General features: G+C 45.4%; 23 protein-coding genes. 16 read left to right on the top strand and 7 right to left on the bottom strand.

Going from position 1 to position 22,338, the window contains the following annotated elements; genetic code table 11:
- Positions 1–25: 25 nt before the first annotated feature.
- A complete protein-coding gene (locus tag ACU01J_RS18655; RefSeq protein ID WP_481087054.1) occupies positions 26–283 on the bottom strand; it encodes a DUF3624 domain-containing protein in 258 nt (85 codons plus the stop codon).
- Positions 284–347: 64 nt separating this feature from the next.
- Between ACU01J_RS18655 and ACU01J_RS18650 the strand changes: the two genes are divergently transcribed.
- Positions 348–710, top strand: coding sequence for a RidA family protein (locus ACU01J_RS18650; RefSeq protein ID WP_481087053.1), 363 nt, complete (start codon positions 348–350; stop codon positions 708–710).
- Between the two features lie 75 nt (positions 711–785).
- Here the strand turns inward: ACU01J_RS18650 and ACU01J_RS18645 are convergent, their stop codons facing one another.
- Positions 786–1,514: a glutathione peroxidase gene (locus ACU01J_RS18645; RefSeq protein ID WP_481087052.1), complete on the bottom strand. Its 729-nt coding sequence runs from the start codon at positions 1,512–1,514 to the stop codon at positions 786–788.
- A 169-nt stretch (positions 1,515–1,683) separates the two neighbouring features.
- On the opposite strand from ACU01J_RS18645, the gene oxyR reads away from it, so the two are divergent.
- Complete coding sequence (oxyR, locus tag ACU01J_RS18640) at positions 1,684–2,571, top strand: DNA-binding transcriptional regulator OxyR (RefSeq protein WP_481087051.1); 888 nt, start codon at positions 1,684–1,686, stop codon at positions 2,569–2,571.
- A 72-nt stretch (positions 2,572–2,643) separates the two neighbouring features.
- Here the strand turns inward: oxyR and ACU01J_RS18635 are convergent, their stop codons facing one another.
- On the bottom strand, positions 2,644–5,175 hold the full coding sequence (locus ACU01J_RS18635) for a penicillin-binding protein 1A (protein ID WP_481087050.1): 2,532 nt from the start codon (positions 5,173–5,175) through the stop codon (positions 2,644–2,646).
- 140 nt (positions 5,176–5,315) lie between these two features.
- Here ACU01J_RS18635 and pilM point away from each other — a divergent pair, with 140 nt between their 5' ends.
- The 12 genes from pilM (at position 5,316) to trpS (ending at position 16,611) form a co-directional block, all read left to right on the top strand.
- Positions 5,316–6,311 carry a type IV pilus assembly protein PilM gene (pilM, locus tag ACU01J_RS18630; protein ID WP_481087049.1) on the top strand — a complete coding sequence of 332 codons (996 nt, stop codon included), beginning with the start codon at positions 5,316–5,318 and terminating at the stop codon, positions 6,309–6,311.
- Positions 6,301–6,870, top strand: a complete 570-nt coding sequence (locus ACU01J_RS18625) for a PilN domain-containing protein (RefSeq protein ID WP_481087048.1) — start codon at positions 6,301–6,303, stop codon at positions 6,868–6,870. The genes pilM and ACU01J_RS18625 overlap by 11 nt, the downstream gene beginning before the upstream one ends.
- On the top strand, positions 6,870–7,460 hold the full coding sequence (locus tag ACU01J_RS18620; protein WP_481087047.1) for a type IV pilus inner membrane component PilO: 591 nt from the start codon (positions 6,870–6,872) through the stop codon (positions 7,458–7,460). Before ACU01J_RS18625 ends, ACU01J_RS18620 begins: the two co-directional genes overlap by 1 nt.
- Positions 7,450–7,965: a pilus assembly protein PilP gene (locus ACU01J_RS18615; protein WP_481087046.1), complete on the top strand. Its 516-nt coding sequence runs from the start codon at positions 7,450–7,452 to the stop codon at positions 7,963–7,965. Before ACU01J_RS18620 ends, ACU01J_RS18615 begins: the two co-directional genes overlap by 11 nt.
- 22 nt (positions 7,966–7,987) lie before the next feature.
- The gene (locus ACU01J_RS18610; protein ID WP_481087045.1) at positions 7,988–9,682 is read left to right on the top strand and encodes a type IV pilus secretin PilQ; all 1,695 of its coding nucleotides are present in this window, start codon (positions 7,988–7,990) and stop codon (positions 9,680–9,682) included.
- A gap of 176 nt (positions 9,683–9,858) precedes the next feature.
- Positions 9,859–10,377 (top strand): shikimate kinase AroK, encoded by a 519-nt coding sequence (aroK, locus tag ACU01J_RS18605; RefSeq protein ID WP_004415935.1) that lies wholly within the window; start codon positions 9,859–9,861, stop codon positions 10,375–10,377.
- Between the two features lie 27 nt (positions 10,378–10,404).
- The gene (gene aroB / locus ACU01J_RS18600) at positions 10,405–11,493 is read left to right on the top strand and encodes a 3-dehydroquinate synthase (protein ID WP_481087044.1); all 1,089 of its coding nucleotides are present in this window, start codon (positions 10,405–10,407) and stop codon (positions 11,491–11,493) included.
- Positions 11,494–11,568: 75 nt separating this feature from the next.
- Positions 11,569–13,050: an AAA family ATPase gene (locus tag ACU01J_RS18595; protein ID WP_481087043.1), complete on the top strand. Its 1,482-nt coding sequence runs from the start codon at positions 11,569–11,571 to the stop codon at positions 13,048–13,050.
- A 102-nt stretch (positions 13,051–13,152) separates the two neighbouring features.
- The gene (locus ACU01J_RS18590; protein WP_481087042.1) at positions 13,153–13,980 is read left to right on the top strand and encodes a Dam family site-specific DNA-(adenine-N6)-methyltransferase; all 828 of its coding nucleotides are present in this window, start codon (positions 13,153–13,155) and stop codon (positions 13,978–13,980) included.
- Between the two features lie 106 nt (positions 13,981–14,086).
- Positions 14,087–14,758 (top strand): ribulose-phosphate 3-epimerase, encoded by a 672-nt coding sequence (gene rpe, locus ACU01J_RS18585; RefSeq protein ID WP_481087041.1) that lies wholly within the window; start codon positions 14,087–14,089, stop codon positions 14,756–14,758.
- Between the two features lie 4 nt (positions 14,759–14,762).
- Positions 14,763–15,452, top strand: a complete 690-nt coding sequence (locus ACU01J_RS18580) for a phosphoglycolate phosphatase (RefSeq protein WP_481087040.1) — start codon at positions 14,763–14,765, stop codon at positions 15,450–15,452.
- A gap of 121 nt (positions 15,453–15,573) precedes the next feature.
- Positions 15,574–16,611, top strand: a complete 1,038-nt coding sequence (trpS, locus tag ACU01J_RS18575; protein WP_481087039.1) for a tryptophan--tRNA ligase — start codon at positions 15,574–15,576, stop codon at positions 16,609–16,611.
- Positions 16,612–16,830: 219 nt separating this feature from the next.
- On the opposite strand, the gene trmL is transcribed toward trpS, so the two are convergent.
- The 4 genes from trmL to ACU01J_RS18555 all read right to left on the bottom strand — a co-directional run bounded on the left by trmL (position 16,831) and on the right by ACU01J_RS18555 (position 20,176).
- Positions 16,831–17,307: a tRNA (uridine(34)/cytosine(34)/5-carboxymethylaminomethyluridine(34)-2'-O)-methyltransferase TrmL gene (gene trmL, locus ACU01J_RS18570; protein ID WP_481087038.1), complete on the bottom strand. Its 477-nt coding sequence runs from the start codon at positions 17,305–17,307 to the stop codon at positions 16,831–16,833.
- A 100-nt stretch (positions 17,308–17,407) separates the two neighbouring features.
- Positions 17,408–18,025 (bottom strand): superoxide dismutase, encoded by a 618-nt coding sequence (locus ACU01J_RS18565; protein WP_481087037.1) that lies wholly within the window; start codon positions 18,023–18,025, stop codon positions 17,408–17,410.
- Positions 18,026–18,098: 73 nt separating this feature from the next.
- Positions 18,099–19,484 (bottom strand): envelope stress sensor histidine kinase CpxA, encoded by a 1,386-nt coding sequence (gene cpxA / locus ACU01J_RS18560; protein ID WP_481087036.1) that lies wholly within the window; start codon positions 19,482–19,484, stop codon positions 18,099–18,101.
- On the bottom strand, positions 19,484–20,176 hold the full coding sequence (locus ACU01J_RS18555) for a response regulator (RefSeq protein ID WP_481087035.1): 693 nt from the start codon (positions 20,174–20,176) through the stop codon (positions 19,484–19,486). The genes cpxA and ACU01J_RS18555 overlap by 1 nt, the downstream gene beginning before the upstream one ends.
- A gap of 188 nt (positions 20,177–20,364) precedes the next feature.
- Here ACU01J_RS18555 and ACU01J_RS18550 point away from each other — a divergent pair, with 188 nt between their 5' ends.
- On the top strand, positions 20,365–20,868 hold the full coding sequence (locus ACU01J_RS18550) for a CpxP family protein (RefSeq protein ID WP_481087034.1): 504 nt from the start codon (positions 20,365–20,367) through the stop codon (positions 20,866–20,868).
- Positions 20,869–20,996: 128 nt separating this feature from the next.
- Complete coding sequence (locus ACU01J_RS18545) at positions 20,997–22,328, top strand: IS4 family transposase (RefSeq protein ID WP_481084253.1); 1,332 nt, start codon at positions 20,997–20,999, stop codon at positions 22,326–22,328.
- Positions 22,329–22,338: the final 10 nt, after the last annotated feature.

Below are 22,338 nucleotides of genomic sequence, written 5' to 3'. Positions count from 1 at the left end.
CTCTGCGTATTTGAGTAAAGGATCTTTATTCTTTTCGGCCGCTGCGTTTTCGCCATGGCAAGACGACAAAGCGCATCCATAAATGCAGAGCCAGCAAACCATTAAACGCAAACCCTGCGATGATCAAAGTAATAGATTCAATGCTCTTCGGGTCGTCTTTGAACAGAAACCACCACACTATCCAGCACAACACCGATAACATAGTGAGCTGATCCATACAGCGCTTACAGCGGCCAATTTTTTTCCAAAACCAGCCATTATTTTTACAGTGAGGGCATGTCATAATGGTACGAATTCGGTAACATAACTTGCTATAGAATATCGCAATCTAATTTGAAAGTGGAAAAATGATCGAACGCCAACATACCAAACAGCGCATGAGCCGCATTGTGAAGCACAATGGTACGATTTACCTATGTGGACAAGTTTGTGCCGATGCTACCAAAGACATCACTGAACAAACTCAGACGATGCTTGATAAGGTTGAACAACTACTGCTTGAAGCAGGCAGTGATAAAGAGCATATGCTATCTGCAACTATCTACTTGAAAGATATGAAAGACTTCCAAGAGATGAATGCGGTATGGGATGCATGGGTACCTGAAGGCCACGCGCCTGCACGCGCTTGTGTCACTGGCGATATGGCTCGTGAAGCGCTGCTGGTGGAAATCTCAGTGATTGCAGCTGAGAAGAATAGCCGCTGTTGCTAATTCTCTGATTGAACGTAAAAAGGAAAGCACAGTGCTTTCCTTTTTTGTTTGGGCTGATTGAGCTTGCTTAGCGAATTAGCCTAAGTAAGTTTCGAGCTCTTCGCTACCACCGATGTGCTTACCACCGATAAATACTTGCGGAACTGTTGTACGGCCAGTAATTGCACGTAGGCTGACTGTTGTTGCATCCTTACCTAGAATGATCTCTTCATACTGAAGGTTGTGGTCAATTAGATTCTGTTTTGCTTTAACACAGAATGGGCAACCTGGTTTAGAAAATACTGTGATTGATTCTTGAGTTCTGAAGTCCGGTGCAATGTGTTTTAGCATAGTATCTGCGTCTGACACTTTGAACGGGTCGCCAGGCTCGTTTGGTTCGATGAACATCTTCTCAACCACGCCATTTTTTACCAGCATGCTGTAGCGCCATGAACGTTTACCAAAACCTAGATCATTCTTTTCAACTAACATCCCCATACCATCAGTAAACTCACCGTTACCATCAGGAATAAAGGTGATGTTTTCTGCTTCTTGGTCATTTTTCCAAGCATTCATAACGAAAGTATCATTGACTGATACACATAGGATCTCATCCACGCCGTGCTCTTTGAATACTGGGAACAGCTCGTTGTAACGAGGTAGGTGGCTAGATGAACACGTTGGTGTAAACGCGCCAGGAAGGCTGAATACGATAACGGTTTTATCTTTAAATAGATCATCACTCGTAACGTTTACCCATGCGTCGCCTTGACGGATAGGGAAAGTGACTTGAGGGACATTTTGACCTTCTTTAGATGCAAACATAATGATTTCCTTTTTGATTTTATTTAATTATTTTTTGAGACTTAGCAGTATTGTCACTGTGCTTTGTTTCGATGAAGTTATTATTAAAGAAATCCTTTGATAGCTCTAATCGTTTGATGCTATGGTTTTGATAGATATTTTCTATCTAGTAAGTAGAGGAACACCAATAATGAACATCCGAGATTTTGAATACTTGGTTTCGCTCGCTGAGCATAAACATTTTCGCAAAGCGGCCGAAGCGTGTTTTGTCAGTCAGCCGACCTTGAGTGGGCAAATTCGCAAACTAGAAGATGAGCTAGGGACAGCATTATTGGAGCGAAGTAGTCGCCGAGTCCTCTTTACCGATGCAGGGTTGCAGTTGGTTGATCAGGCTAAACGTATCTTGACCGAAGTAAAAACTTTTAAAGATATGGCCAGCGGTCAAGCAGGGGAGATGGTTGGCCCAATGCATATTGGCTTTATTCCAACGGTTGGACCGTATCTGTTGCCGAAGATTGTTCCTATGCTCAAAGAGTCTTTTCCTGATTTGGAGCTCTATCTACATGAAGCACAAACTCATCAGCTGGTGCGTCAGTTAGAAGACGGTAAGTTAGATTGTTTGGTATTGGCATCGGTACCTGAAACTGCGGCATTCAAAGAAATTGAAGTCTATAACGAACCAATGAGTGTCGCAGTACCTTGTGACCATGAGTGGGCAGGACTTGATGAAGTCGATATGCTCGATCTGAATGGTAAAACTGTATTGGCGCTGGGTGATGGTCACTGCTTAAGAGATCAAGCATTGGGCTTCTGTTTCGCCGCTGGTGCAAAAGATGATGAACGTTTCAAAGCAACCAGTCTAGAGACACTGCGTAACATGGTTGCAGCAGGAGCGGGTATTACCTTATTACCGGAGCTCTCTTTGCCAAAAGAAAAGCAAAAAGATGGTGTCTGCTATGTGCGCGCAATTAACCCTGTCCCATCGCGTAGTATCGTTTTAGCTTATCGTCCAGGCTCACCACTTCGTACTCGATTTGAGCAGCTTGCACAAGCGATTACTCAGCAGCTTCAAGTTTAAAATTCGCCACTGAAAAGAAAAAAGGGTTGATATCTTAGTATCAACCCTTTTCACATTTATTGCTTGAGCAAGTTAGAACAGGTCTTCACCATCTTCAGAAGTGTAGATGCTGTCGGTAAGCTCGCGTGTCACGTACTCAGTTGGTTCAGTGCCCGCACGGAAGTACTCAAACATTGAGCTTGAATCAAACTTGTTAGTTAATAAGCCAGAGTCACGGTCGATACGAACTCGAACAATGTCCTTAGGGATTACTTTCTCGTGCTGAGGAGTCCCTGCCAGCGCATCACGCATAAAATCAACCCATGCTGGCTGAGCGGTTTTCGCTCCAGCTTCCGCACCGGAAATTTGATCCTTACCTAAATTACTGTTTGGCTTAGTTTTACCTAGATTTCGATTATGCTCATCGAAACCAACCCAAGCGATCGCAACCATTCCAGGTCCGTAGCCATTATACCAAGCATCTTTCGAGTCATTAGTCGTACCGGTTTTACCACCAATATCGCGACGTTCCAGTTTTTGAGCTCGCCAGCCTGTACCGTTCCAGCCAGTGCCTTTACTCCAGTCACCGCCACCCCATACGTTGCTGTACATCATTTCACGGACCAAAAAGGCGGTCTGTTCAGAAATCACCTGCGGTGCATAGTGTGGTGCGCTGTCATCTGCCGCAATGTCGAGATCTTGTTCAGCGAACTCGTTGCTCGCAGTATCAGTCGCTGGCTGCTTTGTACAGTTTTTATGACAAATGATGCTTGGATTCGCTTGGTACTCAAGTTCACCAAATGGCGTTTCTACTTTGCTAATGTAGAACGGCTCAACATAGTAACCGCCATTGGCAAAAACAGAGTAACCTTGAGCCATTTTGATTGGCGTTAAGCTACCGGCACCAAGAGCAATTGTTTCTGAGCGTGGTAATTGGTCAATATTGAAACCAAAGCGAGTTAGGTATTCACGCGTTTCATCTAGACCCACTTCACGTAATACACGAACTGCCATTACGTTCTTCGACTGAGCTAGACCGATACGTAGGCGCGTAGGGCCAGTATAAGTCGGTGGTGAGTTCTTAGGACGCCACGCTGTACCTTGGCTCTTATCCCACTGATTGATTGGTGCATCGTTAACTAGAGTAGCTAACGTCATGCCCTTATCAATAGCAGCCGAATAGATAAAAGGCTTAATGCTCGAGCCAACCTGACGCACTGATTGCGTTGCACGGTTGAACTTATTATGGATAAAGTTAAAGCCACCAACCAGTGATAGTACAGCACCGTTTTCTGGGTTCATCGCGACAAACGCAGTGTTGGCATTAGGCACCTGGCTTAAGTGCCACGCAACTGTGCTTTTTTCACCATCCGTTTTTATTTCTACTGGGCGGACCCAAATTTGTTCGCCGACAGCCAATACATCAGAGGCTCTATTTGGTACAGAGCCTTGGCGATCATCGGTTAGGAATTTACGCGCCCACTTGATGCCGTCCCACTCAAGAGTTTGTTCGCCATTATTCTTAACGAAGACTGTTGCCTGTTTTCCGTCCACTTTGGTTACAACAGCAGGAATCAGTGGTCGGTAGCTTGGAACATTGTCGAGAGTTTTATCGATTTTTTGCTCGTCAAAAGCCGTTTCACCTTTCTTCCACAACACTTTTTCAGCACCGCGGTAGCCATGACGCTCGTCATAAGAAATCAGGTTGTTGATTGCTGAGTTGTTGGCCGCTGCTTGAAGCTTAGAGTCAACAGTTGTGTAGATCTTCATACCTGAGGTGTACGCAGCTTCTTCACCATAGCGGCTCACCATCCAAGCACGGGCTAGCTCTGCTACGTATGGGGCGCTTAGCTCAATGTCAGCACCGTGGTAGCGTGAAACGAGCTCTTCTGCACGAGCTTGGTCATACTCATCTTGAGTGATGTACTTCTCATCTAGCATACGAAGTAGAACCACATTACGACGTTGGGTTGCACGTTCTAGCGAGTAAATCGGGTTCAAGGTTGATGGTGCTTTTGGCATACCTGCCAGCGTCGCGATTTCGCTTAGGGAGAGATCTTTCAGATCTTTACCAAAATAGGTTTGAGCAGCAGCGCCGAAACCGTAAGAACGGTAGCCTAAGAAGATCTTATTGACGTAAAGCTCCATGATTTCTTCTTTGCTTAGCAGCTGTTCAATATGGAGCGCAATAAAGATCTCTTTCACTTTACGCATGATCTTCTTCTCATTGGAAAGGAAGAAATTACGCGCTAGCTGCTGAGTAATAGTACTTGCGCCTTGCTTTGCGGAACCTGATAGGGCAACCACAACAGCAGCACGAGTAATACCGATAGGGTCTATACCAGGATGCTCATAAAAGCGGCTATCTTCGGTTGCGATCAATGCTTCCACTAGGTGACGAGGAATATCATCATAAGCCACTGGGATACGGCGTATCTCACCAAACTGAGCAATCAATTTGCCGTCTTGGCTGTACACCTGCATAGGTGTTTGTAGCTCGACATCTTTTAATGTTGCTACATCTGGTAGCTCTGGTTTGACATAAAGGTAGAAGCCGAAAATGGTACCGACCCCAAGAATTATGCAAATCAATGTGAATATAAACAGTCGCTTTATGAACTTCACCGGATATTCCCTGATTAATAGGATTCACGATATGCAAACCCTTGTACTTTAAGCTAAAAATTTTAGCTCTCTTTTCTATGTGTTTATCTAACCATCAATTTAAACATATGAGCGAAGCAAAAAGGACGGAGCCAAGCTGCATGGGTAAATCATTAGTTACAGGCATTGATATTGGTCACCACAGTATTAAAGCGGTGGTTCTCAAGCCCTACAAAGGCACATTTGTGCTTGTAGATTATCAAGAACTGCCAATCGAGTCGGGCATTTTCTCTGATAACCACATGTTAAATTATCAGAAAATTGTAAAGAAACTCAAAGAACTAAGGAAGTCTTTGCCGCGATTTAGCCACAAAGTTGCTTTATCTGTCCCTGATAGCACTGTAATAAGTAAACAATTACAAATAGATAGAGCTCTAGAGGGGCAAGAAATAGGGGGCGCAATCTTCGAGGGATTTTCTCACCAATCTCCCTTCGCAATTGAGGAGCTGAGCCTTGATTTTGTGTCTTTAGATACTTCATCTGCATTGGAGAGTGCTTGCAGTTATCAAGTTTATGCGACTCGCAAAGAGTTAATCGAGAGTCGTATACAAGCGATGACCAAAGCGGGTTATACGCCGGTGTTGATTGATTTACAAGCTCACGGCTTAGCCCAGCTATGGCAGCAAGCGGCATACAAGTATCAGCAGCAACAATGGATAGTGCTGGATGTAGGGTTTAGCCAATCTTCACTGTGTATCGACTTTGATAATAAACCACCGCTGTACAAGGAGCTTCCTATTGGTACGCAGATGATAGAAGCGTTAACCCGTAGTGAAGGTTTACGCCATCAAAGTACTGGGCAATTTATCTATACCTTGATTGATAAGCTCAAGCGTCAGATACAGCTCATTACTTCCATGCATGACACGGTAATTAAAGGTGTGTGGTTGTGTGGCGGTGGAGCGATGACCCCTCTGTTAGCTGAAGAGATTAGCCGTAGCCTGACTCTACCTTGTGAGCTATTGAACCCGCTGACTGTATTGGACGGCAGTATTCAACAGTCACAAGAGTCGCTGTTGCGTGGTTATTCGTATGCCACTGCGGCTGGCTTAGCAATGAGAGGTATAGAATGGTTGGAGAGCAAGCATGCTGTATAGCATTAACTTGTTGCCGTGGCGTGAGCAGCTAAGAAGGCGTCATAAACAACGATTTTTGGGGTTATTTATTACCGCTCTCAGTATCGGGTTGTTAATCCAGTGGCTTGCTGGTCACTACTTATTAAGCCAAGCGCAGTCGCAGCAATCTCGTCTAACTTATCTCAATCACTATATTTCTCAGCTCGATGAGCGCATCAACCAACTTAAGGGGTTAGAGCAGAACCACAAAGCACTGTTTACTCGACTTCAAATGGTTGAGCGGTTACAACAGCTAAGAAATAAAACCACCGATTTTATGAATGCGCTGCCGAGTTTTATCCCTCAAGGTGTCTACGTCGATAAAATCAATATGAGCGGTCAACAAATACAAATCTCTGGGATCAGCGAGAGCACTTCTCGTCTGGCGAGCATGTTGGATAGTTTAGAAAACTCCCCCCTACTGAGCAATATTGAAATGCACTCCATCGTCCACGGTCAGATGCGTTTTGGTAAAAAGTTTCAAACCTTCAATGTCTCATTCGCTTTTCAATCACCATCACAAGCGGTAGGTGTGCAGTAATGAGGGAGTATGTCGATTTAGATATTGAAGAGATTGCAGAGTGGCCGTTGCAGGCTCAATTTGTCGCGCTGACAGTGTTAGTTATGCTGCTACAAGGTGTTGGTTACTGGTTCTACTTATGGCCTCAAACTGAGCGTATTGAAGAGCTTAAGGCTCAAGAAAAAAACCTGAAATCGACGGCGTTGATAAAAGCTAATCAAGCGGCGGCGATACCTAAATTGCAGATTCAGTTAGCAGAGTTGTCGCAACGATATGACTACCTATCGCAGCAGTTACCTGCTCAAAAGGAGTTGGCTAGCATGCTGGCCGCGGTCAACGAAGTTGGACTTAAGAACTCACTGACGTTTACTCGTATTGATTGGGGACAGAAACAAAATCAACTATTTCTTTATCGATTGCCACTCAACATCGAATTGACCGGGAGCTACCACAATATCGGTGATTTTAGTCAAGCGATTGCTCAGCTACCGCGCATTATTCATTTTGACGATGTTAATTGGCAGCGGGTGAGCCAAGAGAGCAGCGCGCTGCATTTTCGAGTGCAAGCCTACACCTATCAGCTCAAGCCAGAGGTGAGAGATGAACCTTAATTCCTTAGTCATAGTCGTGCTCGCGCTAAGCATGATCGCTTGCAAAGCTAACCAAGGGTCACTTGATGATTATATTGCTGATATTGAACGTGAGGCGGATAGGGATGTGGTTGCTCTGATGCCAAGCGTCTCATTGAATGTTCGTAGTTATAAGTCTCATCAGATGCGTGAGCCCTTTTCTTTACCGCAAGAGGCAATCGTATCGACTCAATCTCAGCACAACAAAGATTGCTGGCAGCCGACTAAGAGCACCAAAACGGGGGAGTTAGAGCGTTATTCGTTAACCAAGTTGCGCCTGAAAGGAGTGATGAGCCGTAATGACAAAGTATCGGCGCTGGTACAAACACCAAACGGTCAGCTGATAAAAGTTAACGCGGGCCAATTTATCGGCGTGAATAGCGGTAGGGTCACTAAGGTCACCGCAGACTATGTGCAGATAAACGAACCCCTTCCCGATGGCCTAGGGTGCTGGAATCAGCGCAGCGTTAAGTTAGCACTCAAGTAGATATCAGAGGTTTGAAACGAACATGATACAGGGATTCATTCGTCGATATTCTCGCTATATAAGCGTGACGCTATTGATATTCAACAGCATTTTTTCTGTTGTGATTATGGCCAAGCAAGAGACGCAGAACGTATTGCAAGGGATTGATTTTCGAGTCGGCAGTGAGCAGCAGGCAACGATCATTATTCATTTGCAACATCCACAAGTCGTGGTGGATGTACGCAAAACATCACAGGGCTTGCAGATTGAGTTACTCAATACTCAGGTACCAGACGAGCAACTCTACCTTGTCGATGTTAAAGATTTTTCGACCAAGGTTGGCGTCATTGAAGTGTTTCGCAATCAATCTAATGCGCGTTTGGTTGCCTCGATTGATGGTCAATACAGTTATGACTACAAAATCGATGGCAATGACTTACATGTTGAGGTGATGGCGCGCACTGATGAGCCATCACTATCAAAACAAGCTCGTGAGCTAGAGCGAGAAGGCAAAAAAATGTCAATTAACTTCCAAGATATTCCGGTGCGACATGTCCTTCAGCTGATTGCTGACTATAACGACTTTAACCTTGTGGTCTCTGACTCCGTCAGTGGTAATTTAACCTTGCGTTTAGATGGGGTGTCTTGGCAGCAGGTGCTCGATATTATGTTGCAGGTGAAAGGATTGGATAAGCGCACGACTGGCAACGTGGTTTTGATTGCGCCTAAAGCAGAGTTAGATGCACGCCAACGAGAGAGGCTAGAGAAGGCTCGTCTTGAAGAAGAGTTAGGTGAACTACGTTCTGAGATCGTCAAAGTAAAGTTCGCAAAGGCATCGGACATTGCTGAGATGATAGGTGGAGAAGGGGCGATAAGTATGCTCTCTTCACGCGGGTCGTTAAGTGTTGATGAACGAACCAATGCGTTACTTATTCGCGATTTACAACCCAACATTGATGTTATTCGAACCATTATTGATGAACTGGATATTCCGGTTAAACAGGTGCAGATAGAGGCGCGAATCGTCACCGTTAATGAAGGCAATTTAGATGAGCTCGGTGTGCGTTGGGGCTATCACAACAGCAATGGTAGTGCCACGCTTGGCGCTAGCATCGAAGATAACGTATTTGGAACGGGAACGATTGATGACATGTTGAATGTGAACTTGGCTGCCACCTCTGTCAATGCATCGAGTATCGCTTTTCAAGTCGCTAAATTGGGCTCAGACATGTTATTGGACCTAGAGCTTTCGGCATTACAGCGTGAGTCCAAGGCTGAAGTAATTTCGAGCCCGCGCCTTATTACCACCAATAAAAAACCCGCCTACATTGAACAAGGCAGCGAGATTCCCTACTTAGAATCCTCGTCTAGTGGGGCAACCAGTGTGGCGTTTAAAAAAGCGGTATTAAGTTTGAAGGTGATACCTCAAATCACCCCTGACAACCGATTAGTGCTCGATCTCAGTGTTACTCAAGATAGGCCCGGAGATATCGTCAAAACAGGTACCGGTGAAGCGGTGGTGATTAATACTCAGCGGATCGGTACTCAAGTGTTGGTGGAAAACGGCGAGACTGTGGTTTTAGGTGGGATCTTTCAGCACAGTGTGACTGACGCGGTAGAGAAAGTGCCGATGCTCGGTGACCTGCCGCTACTTGGTGCACTTTTTCGTCGAACCTATCAACAAATGGGTAAAAGCGAACTGCTGATTTTTGTTACCCCAAAAGTTGTAATTGAGTAAGAATTACCGTACTTGGAAAAATAAATTTGCATTAAGGGCACCTTATCTAGATAATTTCGGGTCTTATCACGAATTATCTGTGAGGAATCGGTGCCACAAGCATTTCTACTGCTAGTTGTAAACTGGCTTTTCTTGTGGCGATGTCATTGAATTAACGTTGTAAATTACTGCTAAACATGGCTGAGAAACGCAATATTTTCCTTGTAGGCCCAATGGGTGCCGGCAAGAGCACAATCGGTAGACACCTAGCTCAACAACTTCATATGGAGTTTGTTGATTCTGATACCGTTATTGAAGAACGCACTGGCGCAGATATCGCTTGGGTATTTGATGTTGAAGGTGAAGATGGTTTCCGCAAACGCGAAGAATCTGTAATTAATGATCTAACTGATGAGCAAGGTATCGTACTTGCAACAGGCGGTGGTTCAATTAAGAGCAAAGAAAACCGTAACCGTCTTTCTGCGCGCGGTATTGTTGTTTATCTAGAGACAACAATTGAAAAGCAACTTGCTCGCACTAACCGCGACAAGAAGCGCCCATTATTACAAACTGATGATCCACGTGAAGTGCTAGAGTCTCTAGCTGGAGAACGCAACCCACTTTACGAAGAAATTGCGGATTACACAGTACGTACAGACGATCAAAGTGCAAAAGTGGTAGCCAACCAGATCGTAAAAATGCTAGAAGAACGTTAAGACTTTTTTAGCAACTGGAGAATACCCATGGAACGGATTACGGTCAGCTTAGGCGAACGTAGCTATCCAATCTCAATTGGTGCCGGATTATTTAATGATCCGGCCCACCTTTCTTTCTTATCGAGCAAGCAAAAAGTAGTGGTGATTTCTAACGTCACTGTTGCCCCTCTTTATGCCGATAAAATCTTCTCTCTCTTAAATCAATTAGGCTGTGACGCATCGTTATTGGAACTGCCTGATGGTGAGCAATACAAATCATTAGAGACATTCAATTCCGTCATGAGCTACCTACTTGAAGGTAACTTTGCCCGTGATGTAGTTGTGATAGCCCTTGGTGGTGGTGTGATTGGTGATTTAGTTGGTTTCTCCGCTGCGTGTTATCAGCGTGGTGTCGACTTCATTCAAATTCCGACCACATTGTTGTCTCAAGTAGACTCATCTGTTGGTGGTAAAACAGCGGTTAACCATCCATTGGGTAAGAATATGATCGGGGCTTTTTACCAACCTAAAGCGGTGGTAATTGATACTGATTGTCTAAAGACGCTGCCAGAGCGTGAGTTTGCCGCTGGTATTGCGGAAGTGATCAAATACGGCATTATTTACGATCAGGCGTTTTTTGTTTGGTTAGAAGAGAACCTTGATAAGCTTTACGCTCTCGATGAGCAAGCACTGACTTATGCCATCGCTCGTTGCTGTGAAATCAAAGCTGAAGTGGTCGCGAAAGATGAAAAAGAGTCCGGTATTCGCGCTTTACTGAACCTAGGTCATACATTTGGTCATGCGATCGAAGCAGAGTTGGGTTATGGTAAGTGGCTACATGGCGAAGCGGTTTCTTCTGGCACGGTAATGGCCGCAAAAACTGCGCAGCTTCAAGGGCTTATCAGCGAAGAGCAAGTTGAGCGAATTCTCTCTATACTGAAGAGAGCAAAACTGCCGGTACATACACCTGAGCAAATGTCTTTTGCTGATTTTATGAAGCATATGATGCGCGATAAGAAGGTGTTGGCTGGTGAGCTTCGCTTAGTCTTACCTACCAGTATAGGTACAGCTGACGTAGTGAAAGGTGTGCCAGAGTCGATTATTGAACAAGCCATCGACTTCGCTCGCACTGTTTAAGTCTTCTTGTTTGCAGTATCAATTTACGCTTAGCTGTGATTGATACTGCTTAATTGATCATTAGGATTTTGTGAAATGAGCTTAGCGCGTGATCCACGTGTGTTGGAGTTAGACTCGCAGGTTGAACTGCTAGAGCGATTGCAACTACTGACCAATTTTGGTTCCAACCTCGTCACCATTGGTGGTGACAAAGGGGCGGGGAAAACGTGGTTAGCGCAGTATTACCTTGAAGCTTGGGCGCAAGACAAAAACCAATCTTTGTTGATGTGTTACCCCAATCAAGATGATCAACAGCGCCGTTCTACCATTCTGACTCAACTTCTTTCAGAACCGTTATTCGATCCTGCGGACTCCATAGCGGAGTCTTTTTCGCGTTTAATGGAAGGCGAAAGCTGCGATGTGGTGATCGCGGTTGATGATGCTCACCTGCTGAGTGAGTCTTTCATTTCAGAATTGTGGATGCTAGTGCTGGAAGCGCAGATTCATCCACGCTGGACGATCAATGTGTTACTGTTTGCTCAACCAAGCAGTTTAGATGCCTTACTAACTCGCCTGAGTTACGGTCAAGAACATAAGCCGATTGATCTGGAAATTGAAGCATTTAGCCAACAAGAAGCGGACCGTTTTTTTGAACATTTGGTGATTCGTTTTGTCGAAGACGATATGGAAAAACGGGTTCGCAACGCATATCGAACTGTGGCGCGCCGCCCTGGCGAAATCATGGCATTAGGGGAACAAAAAGTGGAAAAAAGGATTATTATCCGCTCGATCGTAGGCTCGCCTACCAATATCGCTATGTTGGTAGTGATTCTACTGATGGTTATTGGTGGCGGATATTGGTGGATGATGTCTCTGCCATCACCTGATGATAAGGCTCAGCAAATTACAGAGACGTTGGAACAAACCGTGATTCCAACGTTACCTGAAGTTTCTTCCGCGGATGCGACCTCGCAAGTGGTTGAACCGGAGGCGATCCTTGACCCGACTTTAGCTGGGGCTGAAGATGACTCTAGTGCTTTACCGCCAAATGTTACCGAGCAGGTATCGAGTGTCGGTAGTGCTGACGATGACTATCAACGAGTGGTCATTACATCTGATGTGGTTGATGCTCTATTAGAAGACAAACCGGAAACGGTTGATACCAGTGAGATTAAAGCGGTCGTTGAGCAGTCAAGCGTGAATGAGCCACTGGCTGAACCTGAAACGACTAGCGAGCCGGTAACTCAAGAGCAGCCCGCTGAAACCGTTATTAAATTCTCATTTACTAAAGATGAACTTAAGAGCTTTTCTCCGCGCAGTTACACCTTACAGCTTGCAGCGGCGCAATCGCTGGAAGAAGTGCAGAAGTTCATTGACCAATATCAGTTGAGCAACCAAGTTTTTATTTACCCAACCGTTCGTAATGGTGTGGATTGGTACATCGTAACTTACAGTAATTACCCAACCATTCAGGTCGCGCGTGACGCGGTGCAGGGGCTCTCTAGCGAGCTGCAAAACCTAGAACCTTGGGCGAAATCTCTGAACCAAGTTCAGCGTGAAATTGAGCGTAGTAACTAAGATGGCTGGATTCTGCCTTTGAGCCAGAAAATAGTCTGAGATTAATTACAAAATATGTTACATTCCGCAGCCTTAATTTGTGGTTGATAGATAGAGCAGTAGATGAAGAAGCAGCGTGCCTTCCTGAAATGGGCAGGTGGAAAATACGGACTTGTCGAAGATATCCAGCGTCACTTGCCTGAAGCACGTAAGCTGGTGGAGCCGTTCGTAGGTGCTGGTTCTGTTTTTCTCAATACTGACTATGAGCAGTACTTACTGGCTGATATCAACCCAGACCTGATTAACCTCTACAACTTGCTTAAAGAGAACCCGCAAGAATACATTTCTGAAGCTAAGCGTTGGTTCTGCCCAGAGAACAACCGCAAAGAAGCATATCTCGATGTTCGTGAGCAATTTAATGCTACCGATGATGTAATGTATCGCTCTTTGGCATTCCTTTACATGAACCGCTTTGGTTTTAATGGCCTATGTCGTTACAACAAAAAAGGCGGCTTCAATGTGCCATTTGGCTCGTACAAGAAACCATATTTCCCTGAAGCAGAATTAGAATTCTTTGCCGAAAAAGCTAAGAAGGCGACGTTTGTCTGCGAAGGTTACCACGAGACATTTAAGCGCGCGCGTAAGGGTAGTGTGGTCTACTGTGATCCTCCGTATGCGCCACTGTCTTCAACGGCGAACTTTACCTCTTATGCGGGCAATGGTTTTAGTTTGGATGACCAAGCTGCCTTAGCCGATGTCGCCGAGAAAGCGGCGACAGAGCGTGGTATTCCAGTGTTGATCTCAAACCACGACACCACTTTGACGCGTCGTTTGTACCATGGTGCTGAACTTAACGTGGTTAAGGTGAAGCGAACCATCAGCCGCAATGGTGCTGGTCGCAACAAAGTTGATGAACTTCTCGCGCTGTTTAAGCCTGTTGAAGGCAAATAATCACATTTCATCACACTTCTCTATCTTCTGATCTCTAGCTTAGGTAGAATTGCGCGCAAAGTTTCTTCAGTGTGCAATGATGCCCAATTTAACCTAGAGGTCAGGTATGAAAGATTTCCTTATCGCTCCATCGATTCTGTCTGCAGATATGGCTCGCTTAGGCGAAGACGTAGAAAAAGTACTCGCAGCTGGCGCTGATGTGGTTCATTTCGACGTAATGGACAACCACTACGTACCAAATCTGACCTTCGGTGCGCCAATCTGTCAGGCGCTACGTGACTACGGCATTACGGCACCAATCGATGTTCATCTAATGGTTAAGCCAGTTGATCGCATTGTTCCTGACTTTGCTAAAGCAGGCGCGTCGATGATCACTTTCCACATTGAAGCGTCAGAGCATGTTGACCGTACTCTACAACTGATCAAAGAGCACGGCTGTAAAGCGGGTGTGGTACTAAACCCTGCTACGCCACTGTCGCACCTAGAGTTCATCATGGACAAAGTCGATATGATTCTGCTGATGTCGGTTAACCCGGGCTTTGGTGGTCAGTCGTTCATTCCTAAGACGCTCGATAAGCTGCGTGCAGTACGTAAGATGATCGACGAGTCAGGTCGCGATATCCGCCTAGAAATCGACGGTGGTGTTAAGGTTGAGAATATCAAAGAGATCGCAGAAGCGGGCGCGGACATGTTCGTAGCGGGCTCAGCCATCTTTAATCAGCCGGATTACAAACAAGTGATCGACCAAATGCGCGCTGAGCTAGTAAAGGTAAAGTAATTCGATGAGCAGTATTAAACTTATCGCTTTTGATTTAGATGGTACGCTGCTTGATAGCGTGCCAGACTTGGCAGTTGCAGCGGACCAAGCAGTACAAGCTCTGGGTTATCCAGCGGTAACAGAAGAGCAGGTTCGTGATTACGTGGGTAATGGCGCAGATATCTTAATCGGTCGCGCATTAAGCCGCAGCTTGACGGTATCACCTGAGCTTGATCCTGGCCTGCATGCCAAAGCACGTGTGATGTTTGATGATTACTACGAAAAGAGTGGCCATAAGCTTAGCCATCTGTACCCAGCGGTAAAAGAGACCCTAGCTGAGCTCGATAAAGCGGGCTTTACTATGGCACTTGTGACCAACAAGCCATCAAAGTTTGTCCCTGAAGTTTTAGCCAAGCACGGTATCGATAAGTATTTTGTTGATGTAATTGGCGGCGATACCTTCCCTGAGAAGAAGCCAAATCCGATGGCGCTGAACTGGCTGTTAGAGAAACACGGCTGTCAGCCACAAGAGATGATGATGGTCGGTGACTCAAGCAACGACATCAAAGCGGCGAAAAACGCAGGTTGTCACTCGTTTGGTTTGACTTACGGCTACAACCACGGTGAACCAATTTCGATGTCGCAACCTGATTATGTCGCGGACACCATCGCAGATTTAGTGGAAGCTGTCGCTGTTTGCACTGAAGCCGAATAAAAGGTCTTCCAAAATACTCGTTAATGAGTACACTGAGTAAACCGTGTTTCTAGGTGATTAATCCCTAAGTCGACACGGTTTTTTCATTTATTTAGATTAAGAAGTCAAAGGAACTATTCCCATGAGCAAACCCATTGTATTGAGTGGTGTTCAACCATCAGGTGAACTAAGTATCGGTAACTACTTGGGTGCTCTACGTCAATGGCAGCAGATGCAAGACGATTATGATTGCCAATACTGTGTCGTAGACCTTCACGCGGTTACGGTTCGCCAAGATCCGAAAGCACTGCATGAAGCGACTCTAGACGCATTAGCAATCTGTCTGGCTGTTGGTGTTGATCCGCAAAAGAGCACGCTATTTGTTCAGTCACACGTACCAGAGCATGCTCAACTTGGTTGGCTTCTTAACTGTTACACCCAGATGGGTGAACTGGGCCGTATGACTCAGTTTAAAGATAAATCAGCACGTTACTCGAAAGACACTTCTAGCCAGTTTGGTGATGTAAACGTAGGTCTGTTCGATTACCCTGTGTTGATGGCAGCTGACATCCTGCTATACGGCGCGCATCAAGTGCCAGTAGGTAGTGACCAGAAGCAACACCTTGAACTTGCGCGTGATATCGCTAACCGCTTCAACAACATCTACTCGCCAGAGCAGCCAATTTTCCAAGTACCAGAGCCGTACATCCCGACAGTGAATGCACGTGTAATGAGTTTGCAAGATGCAACAAAGAAGATGTCTAAGTCTGACGACAACCGTAAGAATGTGATTACTCTGCTAGAAGAGCCGAAATCAATCATCAAGAAGATTAACAAAGCTCAAACTGATGCAGAGACTCCTCCGCGTATTGCTCACGACTGGGAGAACAAAGCAGGTATCTCTAACCTTATGGGTCTTTACTCTGCGGCGACGGGTATGAGCTTTGAAGAGATTGAAGCGAAGTACCAAGGCGTTGAAATGTACGGTCCATTTAAGAAAGATGTTGGTGAAGCACTGGTTGCTATGCTTGAGCCAATTCAATCTGAGTACCACCGTATTCGTGCTGACCGTGCTTACATGGACCAAGTGATGAAGCAAGGTGCAGAGAAAGCATCCGCTCGCGCAGCAGAAACGTTGAAGAAAGCATACGAGGCAGTTGGTTTTGTGGCTCGACCATAGATCTAGCGGTTTTCAATAAACATAAAAAACGGACTCTAATGAGTCCGTTTTTTTTTGAGTATTTTGTCATTCCATTGAGTGATACAGGAGCGAGTAGGGAATCTTTTAAGGTATGTGACTACTTGAAGAGATCCCCAATTCGTTCGTTCCTCACTCTTGAGGATGGCAGTAGAAAAAAGGGCTGGCAAAAACGCCAGCCCTTTCGTCTTCAGATACTTCTTACTGAGCGCCTTCAAAGCCCATTTGGCGCCATGCCTCAAAAGCAATAATCGCTACCGCATTTGACAGGTTCAAGCTACGTGCATCCGGCATCATTGGAATACGAATGCGCTGCTCCATCGGCATGTTTTCGATCAGTTCAGCAGGTAAGCCGCGTGTTTCTGGGCCAAACAGCAGTACATCGCCTTTTTGGAAATTGGCATCTACATGGTGACCTGTTGTTTTAGTGGTACAAGCAAAGATACGGTAGTCACCACGCTCTTTCTCTAGGTACTCAACAAAGGCTTGGTAGTTTTTATGGCGAGTCACTCGTGCAAGATCGTGGTAATCCAATCCAGCTCGGCGCACTTTTTTCTCTTCTAAATCAAAACCTAAAGGTTCGATTAGGTGAAGATTCGCCCCACAATTGGCACATAGGCGGATAATGTTACCGGTGTTCGGTGCAATTTCAGGTTCGTATAGCGCAATATCAAACATATTGATTTCTTTTTAGCTGATTGGAGAAGGGCTAGAAAGTATAAGGCGGCTTAGATAAACCGCCAAGTCTGACGTTGTGAGTTTTTATGTATGGTTGGCACTATTTGCCTTGGGCGAGCGCGATAGCGTAGTTTTCACTGACCGCTTCCCAGTTGACCACGTTCCACCAAGCGTCAATATACTCAGGGCGGCGATTTTGATAGCTGATGTAGTAGGCGTGTTCCCAGACATCAAGCGCTAAAATTGGTTCACCTTGAACCTCTGCCACATCCATTAACGGGTTGTCTTGATTCGTCGTAGAGGTGATTTTCAGAGCGCCATCTTTGACGATCAGCCACGCAAAGCCAGAGCCAAATGTGTTAATCGCGGCTTGAGCAAATAGCTCTTGGAACTGCTTATAGCTGCCAAAGGTAGAGACGATAGCTTCAGCGAGCTCTCCGCTAGGTGTGCCGCCGCCGTTAGGTGTCATGCAGTTCCAGTAGAGAATATGGTTGTAGTAACCACCACCATTATTGCGCACCGCAGGGGATAGCAGGGAGATCTGAGCGAAGATGTCATTGAGGCTGGTGGACTCTAGCTGGCTGCCTTTTACTGCGGAAATGAACTTATCAAAGTAAGTTCGGTGATGCTTGCTGTAGTGGACTTCCATTGTTTTAGCATCAATATACGGCTCTAGCGCATCGTATGAGTAGGGAAGTTGTGGGAAAACATGAGACATAGTAAATCCTCCATTATTGAAGGATTTACTTTAAATGATAATGAGATCTATTATCAACGGTCTGTTTGTAAGGTTATTCAGGGCCATCCAGTGGCAGAGCAATTTCGACTCGAAGACCACCAAGCTCACTGCGCTTAGCGATGATGGTACCACTGTGCTGACGAATGGCACTTTCTGTAATCGTGAGTCCTAGACCAGTACCACCACTGTGTCGGTCACGTGCGGTGGATACGCGATAGAATGGACGGAATATTGCATCCAGCTCCTGTTCTGGGACTCCTTCACCATTGTCATCAACAGCAATGACAATGTGACCTTCAGAGGTAGACATCTCTACTTCAATACGATCTTTGCCGTAATAGATCGCATTACGCACGATGTTGTCCAATGCGCTCATCAACAGTTTAGGATTGCCCGAGATGACCTGCTCTGGTATGGCATTAAAGGTTAAGGTCTTATTCATCTGCTCTGCTTCAAATTGAGCATCGGACAAGATCGCTTCCCACAGGCTGACCATAGGCTGCTCTTCACGGGTGAGGTGACTGTCGACTTGCATTCTTGATAGTTCAAGCAACTCGGCGATCATTTGTTCCAAACGCTGCGCTTCAGTGTCGATGCGGGTTAGCTCTGGGCTCTCACCTTGTTTACGAGTGGCTAGGGCATTGGCCATTCGTAAGCGAGTCAGTGGCGAACGTAGTTCGTGAGAAATATCAGAAAGTAAACGCTGCTGACCTGAAATCATCTGATTGACCGCTTCAACCATCTGGTTAAAACTCGCGCCCGCTTGACGGAACTCACTGGTGCCTTTTTCTAGCGCAGGATCGACGACAAATTCGCCTTTTGCCACTCGCTTTGCCGCGCGTTCTAATTTACGCGCTGGTTGACTGAGTGCCCATGCTAGCCAGAGCAATAATGGTGTACTGACCAGCATCACTGCAAAGAGTAGCTGGAACGGCTTATCAAACATACGCAGTAAAAATGGCGGTGGTTGAGTCCACTTAACGCCGATATACAGGAGTAGATCTTCTTTGGCCAAAGTGACCGGCAGCGGGCCAGCCACCATATAGTGACCGTAGAGTTTTTGCTGAGGTTGCCCTGGTACTTCTACGCTGGTGATAAAGTTTTGCAGTGCACGATACTTATAATTTTTCCGATCTTGAGTAGTGAGAATATTGCCATCAAGATCGGTGACAAAAAAGCGTGGTCGAGGGTCTTTTGGCGAACGCCTTGGCCCTTCAAGCTTGTAGAGCACTCGCGCTAGATTGTCTTCGTTAGCAAATTTTTTTTCAATACTGGTCTTAATGTCGATTAAGCGATCATAGTGATCGGTAGGTATATCACGCGCTTTTCTTGGATCGAGGTGAGGCAGTGACAATACAGCCACCAAGACTAAAAACATAGTGAACCAAAAAATGGCAAAGATACGGCCATATAAGCTGGTGATCTTAGGTAGGCGCATCAATCTTCCTCGACTAGTAGGTAGCCACGGCCACGAATGGTTTTAATGCGAGATTTCCCATCGCTACGTTCAGGAAGCTTTTTACGTAGATTGGAGACGTGCATATCAATGGCTCGATCGAAAGCCGCTAGACGCTTGCCGAGTACATCCAAACTGAGTGCTTCTTTGGTTAAGGTGTCGCCCGGATGCTGAATAAAGTGCGCTAATAGAGCAAATTCAGTGGTGGTTAAGTCCATCACTTCACCTTGGCAATAGGCTTCTTGTTTGCCCGGGAAAACCTGAATATCTTGGTATTCAATGCAGTCAGAGTTTTTTGCCGCTTTGCCATTTGATGATTGGGTTCGGCGTAAAATAGCACGGATACGCGCCATCAATTCTCGGTCGCTAAAAGGTTTTGGTAGATAGTCATCAGCGCCCAACTCTAGGCCGATCACTCGATCAATCTCTTCCCCTTTGGCGGTTAACATTAATACTGGGGTTTCCCATGTTTCGCGTAGTCGCTTTAGCGTTTCCATGCCGTTGAGCCTCGGCATCATTACGTCGAGTAAGATGAGATCAATTTGGTCGCTTAATAGCGCGAGACCTTCTTCGCCATTATTTGCCTCAGAGACTTCAAAGCCTTCAAATGACAACACTTCCTTAAGTAGGCTAGTCAGTTCGGTATCATCATCGATCAGTAAAATGTGTGGCATAGCAAAGTCTCTAGGTAATTCTAATACGGTTATATTACTGCGAAATGTGCAATAGATTTAGGGGCAATGTAGCTCTTTACGAATCTTTACGCTTCCTAAACGTTTCTTTACGTCCCAGGTCGTATTCTACACTCAAGCGCTGCAGAGAACCGCAGCACAATCCAATAGATTAAGTGAAAGGTACGATTATGAAATTAGCAAAAAAATTAGTATTAGCAGCCGTTGTTGTTCCATTAACTCTAGGTACTGCAAGTGCCTTCGCATTCGGTGGTAAAGATCATAAGAAAGGTGGTCACGGCGAATGTGGTGGCGGTTTTGACCGTAGCATCATGCGCAAGCTTGACCTAACTGACGCACAAAAAGAGCAGCTTAAAGAGATGCGTGAAGCGGGCAAGAAAGAGAAGAAGGCCAACTTCAAAGAGAACTTTGAAACACGTCATGCTGAAATGCAAGCGCACAAAGCGAAAATTCAAGAGCTAGTACTGGCTGACAACTTTGACCAAGCACAAGCAAACGAACTCGCTAAAGCGATGGTTGAGAAACAGAGCGAGCGTAAAGTGAAGATGCTAGAGAAGCAGCACCAAATGCTAAGCATTCTAACGCCAGAGCAGAAAGCTAAGTTTGTCGAGTTATCTCAAGGGCGCGCAGAGAAGTGTGCTGAGAAAATGCAAGAGCGCTTTGCAAACAACTAATCTGTAGCAAACGACAAAGGCGGCCAATTGGCCTAATGCCGATCAGTTAAGAAAAATTTTTGAGATCATTTGACCGATCCTCAAAAGGCTTCAAAATCCGATATTAGGAAACTAATATCGGATTTTTCATGTCTTTAGAAAGCCAACTTGCGAATACTTTTCGCTCATGCAATACCTTCCATCACTTTGACAAATACTCTGAGATCCTTAGTCCAGAGCTTATCCAGCAAGGTTTTGAAAAAGCTGGTGTAGCAACAGTGAGAAGAAGACGCTTACCCTTGGAAGCAGTACTTTGGTCCGTTGTAGGAATGAGTCTTTTTCGGCAACAATCTGTTTGGGATATCGCTAACCAACTTGATATTGTCCTACCAGACAAACAGCGCTTTGTTGCGCCAAGTGCTGTTGTCCAAGCGAGGCAGAGATTAGGCGAAGAAGGTGTTAAACAAGTCTTTAAGACGATGGCGGCTCAGAGTTATCAATCTTCTAAGTTTGAAACTTGGTGTGGACTCAATCTTCTATCTGTCGATGGTGTCGTTTGGAGAACGGCAGATACACCTGAAAATCATCAAGAGTTTAAAGCACAGCGTAATCAGTCATCTGAAAATATTTACCCTAAGATACGCATGGTTTGCTTGATGGAGCTTACAAGTCATCAGCTCATCGATAGTGCATTCTCTGACTATCGAACCAACGAAATGCGGCTTGCAGAAGAACTCATAGAACAAACGCCAGACCATTCTCTGACTATTTTTGACAAAGGATATTACTCTCTGGGACTGCTTAACCGATGGAACAAAGTCGGCCAAGAGAGGCATTGGATGCTCCCTGTGAGAAAAGACTTCCAGTATGAAGTCGTTCATAGGTACAGCAAGAGTGATGCAATCGTTGCGATTAAAACAACACCTCAGGCAAGAAAGAAGTTTAGTGAACTTCCTGATGTAGTTGAAGCAAGGTTAGTCTCAAAAATCATTAAAGGTAAGGAGTATCAGGTGCTTACATCAATGCGTGATGGGTTACGTTTTCCTGGCGAAGAAATCGTAGAGCTCTATCGTTATCGCTGGGAAATCGAATTAGGCTATCGGGAAATGAAGCAGACCTTACTTGACAGTGAGTATACATTGCGAAGCAAGCGTCCAGATATGGTTAAGCAGGAGCTCTGGGGTATTTTACTCGCCTATAACCTTATCAGGCAGGTTATGACAAAAGCGGCAAGTAGGTTAGATAGCGTCTGGCCAAATCAACTGAGCTTTACGAGTAGCGCTATGGCTGTGACGCAATACTTTGCAGCGTTGCCTTTAACAAGCCCAGGAAAGCTCCCTAAACACTATGAGGTATTACTAGAGCATGTATCCATGTTTATCTTACCGCCTCGAAGAGAAGATAGAAGTTATCCTCGATGGGTGAAGTTGAAACCCAAGAAGTACGCAACAAATAGAAAAAATGCCAGTCAGCTTAACTGACTGGCATTAC

Source organism: Vibrio sp. 2433-A1 (genome assembly GCF_056726085.1).
Note: the sequence above shows the minus strand (reverse complement) of the source record. Positions and strands in the feature narration are given on the sequence as shown.